General features: G+C 74.9%; 4 protein-coding genes. 2 read left to right on the top strand and 2 right to left on the bottom strand.

The features are described 5' to 3' along the window. The coding region (locus tag ACFVWU_RS34380; protein ID WP_387628132.1) for an NAD(P)/FAD-dependent oxidoreductase at nt 1–967 on the top strand (967 nt) is incomplete at its 5' end. A gap of 89 nt (nt 968–1,056) precedes the next feature. Here the strand turns inward: ACFVWU_RS34380 and ACFVWU_RS34385 are convergent. Together ACFVWU_RS34385 and ACFVWU_RS34390 are read right to left on the bottom strand one after the other, a co-directional pair. Further along, nucleotides 1,057–1,323 carry a hypothetical protein gene (locus ACFVWU_RS34385; protein WP_387628134.1) on the bottom strand — a complete coding sequence of 89 codons (267 nt, stop codon included), beginning with the start codon at nt 1,321–1,323 and terminating at the stop codon, nt 1,057–1,059. An 11-nt stretch (nt 1,324–1,334) separates the two neighbouring features. Continuing rightward, nucleotides 1,335–2,039 (bottom strand): hypothetical protein, encoded by a 705-nt coding sequence (locus tag ACFVWU_RS34390; RefSeq protein WP_387628136.1) that lies wholly within the window; start codon nt 2,037–2,039, stop codon nt 1,335–1,337. 142 nt (nt 2,040–2,181) lie between these two features. Between ACFVWU_RS34390 and ACFVWU_RS34395 the strand changes: the two genes are divergently transcribed. Further along, nucleotides 2,182–2,844, top strand: coding sequence for an NADPH-dependent F420 reductase (locus ACFVWU_RS34395; protein ID WP_387628139.1), 663 nt, complete (start codon nt 2,182–2,184; stop codon nt 2,842–2,844). The last annotated feature ends 65 nt before the right edge of the window (nt 2,845–2,909 follow it).

Here is a 2,909-nt window from a genome sequence, read left to right on the forward strand (position 1 = left end):
CCCGGGCGGGGGGCGCACCGGCGGCGGGGGGTGCCCCCCCCCGGGCGGCGGCCCGGCGGCGCGGTCCGCGCCGGGGCGGGTGCCGCCGGGCCCGGCCCGGTTCCCCACCTGCCTGGAGGCCGGGCCGCACGGCTGGCTGTGGGGCACGCCCCTGCCGAACGGGGCCTACCGGGCCATGGCCTTCACCGACCCGGAACAGCTGCACCGGTCCGGCGTCCGCCGCTCCTCCCTCGCCGGTTTCCTGCGAGGCCTGCTGGGCGGCTCCGAACTGCTGCGCGGACTCGCGGGAGAGCGGCCCGCGAGCGCGGTGGCGGTCTGCGACGCCACCGGCTACCACGACCCCGACCCCGTTGCCGAGGACCGCATCAGCCTGGGCGAGGCGGCCTTCGCCCTCGACCCGCTCTCCTCCTCCGGGGTGGACAAGGCCCTGCAGACCGCCATGGCCGGGGCGGTCACCGTGCACACCCTGCTCGACCCGGGCGGCGACCGGAAGGCCGCGCTGACCTACTACCGCGACAGCCAGCTCTCCTCGGTCGAACAGCACGCACGCTGGGCCGGCGACCACTACGCGGAACACCTCCCGCACCGGGGCAACACCTTCTGGCGCCGACGCGCCCGGCCGCTCCCCGCCCCCGGGCCCGCCGCCTCACCCGCGCCCGCGACCCGCACGAACCTGGCAGCGCTGATGCACCGGCGGGTCCGACTGGCACCGGCCGGTCGGCTGACGAGCACCCCCTGCGTGGTGGGCGACCAGGTGGCGCTCCGACCCACGCTCACCCACCCCGCGCTGCCCCGGCCGGTGGCCTACCTCGGTGGGCACGCACTCGCCCCACTGGCGGAAGCCCTGCACGGCGGACACACACTCGCCGAGGCCCTGCGGGCCTGGGGCCGCACCATGCCGGCCGAGCAGGCCCTGGCCGTCGCCGCCTGGATGTACGAACGGGACCTGCTGGTGCTCCAGCCGTGACCGGCACGAGAGGCGCCTCCCATCCTGGTGACGCCACGCGAGGTCGGCCGGGCCGCCGGGATGCCGTGGCCGGCGCCCCGGGGACGGCGTCAACGGCGGGAACGGTGAAGGAGGTCCACGCCGGCGCCCGCGAGTCCGCCGAGCGCCACGGCGGGGATGATCGACGCCGTCCAGGGCCCGCCCGCCAGCACGCCCGAGACCACCACCAGCGCGACGACAGCCACGGCGACCGCCCGGGCCGGGGTGGATCGGGGCAGTAGCGGTACCGGATTCCCGTTCCGTCGGCGCCGATTCACCTTGACGGCGAGCAGAACCGCCGCGACCACGAGGAGTGGCGGCGCCAGGTCGTGAGTCATACGAACGGACGCTACGCGAAAGTCGTCAGGATGTCATGGACGGTGGAGAGTTGTTCGAGTTGCACCGGGTCGTCGGTTCGCAGGACGGCTGCTTCGACGGCGAGTCGGAGGTCGGGGCCGCGCAGCCAGTCGACGAACGTCCGGTAGGGGGTGCCCTGCTTGTCCCAGAAGGCATTCCGGGGCTTGCCGCCGCCGGTCATGACGAACTCGTGCAGCCGCTCGACGGCGGTCGGGGTCGCCAAGTGGGCCCATTCCGCCAACCGGTGTCCGATGTCCGGGTCGGCGCCGGCGAGTGCGCAGACCACGGCTTCGGCGTCCCACCACTCGTCGGCGTTGCCGAGGACGTCCGACCAGAGCGCGTCCAGGAGCCGGCGCAGGTACGGCGCCTCGGGCCAGTCGCGCCAGCCGGCCTGGGCGAGCTTGATGCCGACCACCTCCAGGTCGGGCACCGTGAGTTCACCGGTGAGGACGAGCTGGAGGATCCGCGGCGCGAAGTACCGCAGGTCGGCCGGCGACCCGACGGTGTTCAACGCGGAGGTGGCGTAGTGCATCAGCTCGTCGGGCCCGAGCCGCTCGCGCGGCGTGCGGAGCAGCAGGTCGATCTCGGCCCGGGTGGTGCAGCACGGGCAGGCGTCGATCCGTGCGGGGCGCGGGGCCGCCGCGAAGGCCTCGGGGAGCCCGTTGATGAGTTCGCGCAGTGTCGCGCCGTTCGTCATGCACACCATTGGACACCTCGGCCGGCCGGGTGGATCCGGTACGCCGTCCGGCGGGGACTCGGGTCGCCGGGAACAGAACCGGTCACCGTCTGGTTGCGGCAGGTCGACGAGCTTGTGGCACTCCCGGAACGAGGGCTTTCCCATGAAGATCGGCATCATCGGCGCGGGCAACATCGGCGGCAACCTGACCCGGCGGCTGACCGCGCTCGGGCACGAGGTCTCGGTGGCCAACTCGCGCGGCCCGGAGTCGCTCAAGGCGCTGGTCGAGGAGACCGGCGCGAAGGCGGTGACGGCCGCCGAGGCGGCGAAGGGCGCGCAGGTCGTGGTGGTCACCGTCCCCCTGAAGAGCGTGCCGGCCCTGCCCGCCGGGCTGCTGGACGGCGCGGCGGAGGGCGTGGCGGTGATCGACACCGGCAACTACTACCCGCAGCAGCGCGACGGCCGGATCGACGCGATCGAGGACGGCGGGCTGACCGAGAGCCGCTGGACGGAGCAGCACCTCGGCCACCGGGTGGTGAAGGCGTTCAACGGCACCTACGCCCAGGACCTGCTGGAGCGCCCCCGCCCGGCGGGCGACCCGGAGCGCCTCGCCGTGCCGGTCGCCTCCGACGACGAGGCGGCCAAGCGTGTGGTGCGGGCGCTGATCGATGAGTTGGGCTTCGACACGGTGGACGCCGGCGGGATCGACGACTCCTGGCGCCAGCAGCCCGGCACCCCGGTGTACGGCCTGCGCGAGGGCGTCGCGGCGGTCACCCGGGCGCTCGCCGAGGCCTCCCCGGAGCGCCCGGCGGCCCACCGGGCGTAAGGCCTGTCTGACATCCCGCCGGGCACGCGACGCCCGGGTCGGCCTCTCCCCGCGCGGGGAGAGGC

The organism is Kitasatospora sp. NPDC058190, from assembly GCF_042883685.1.
GTDB lineage: Bacteria > Actinomycetota > Actinomycetes > Streptomycetales > Streptomycetaceae > Kitasatospora.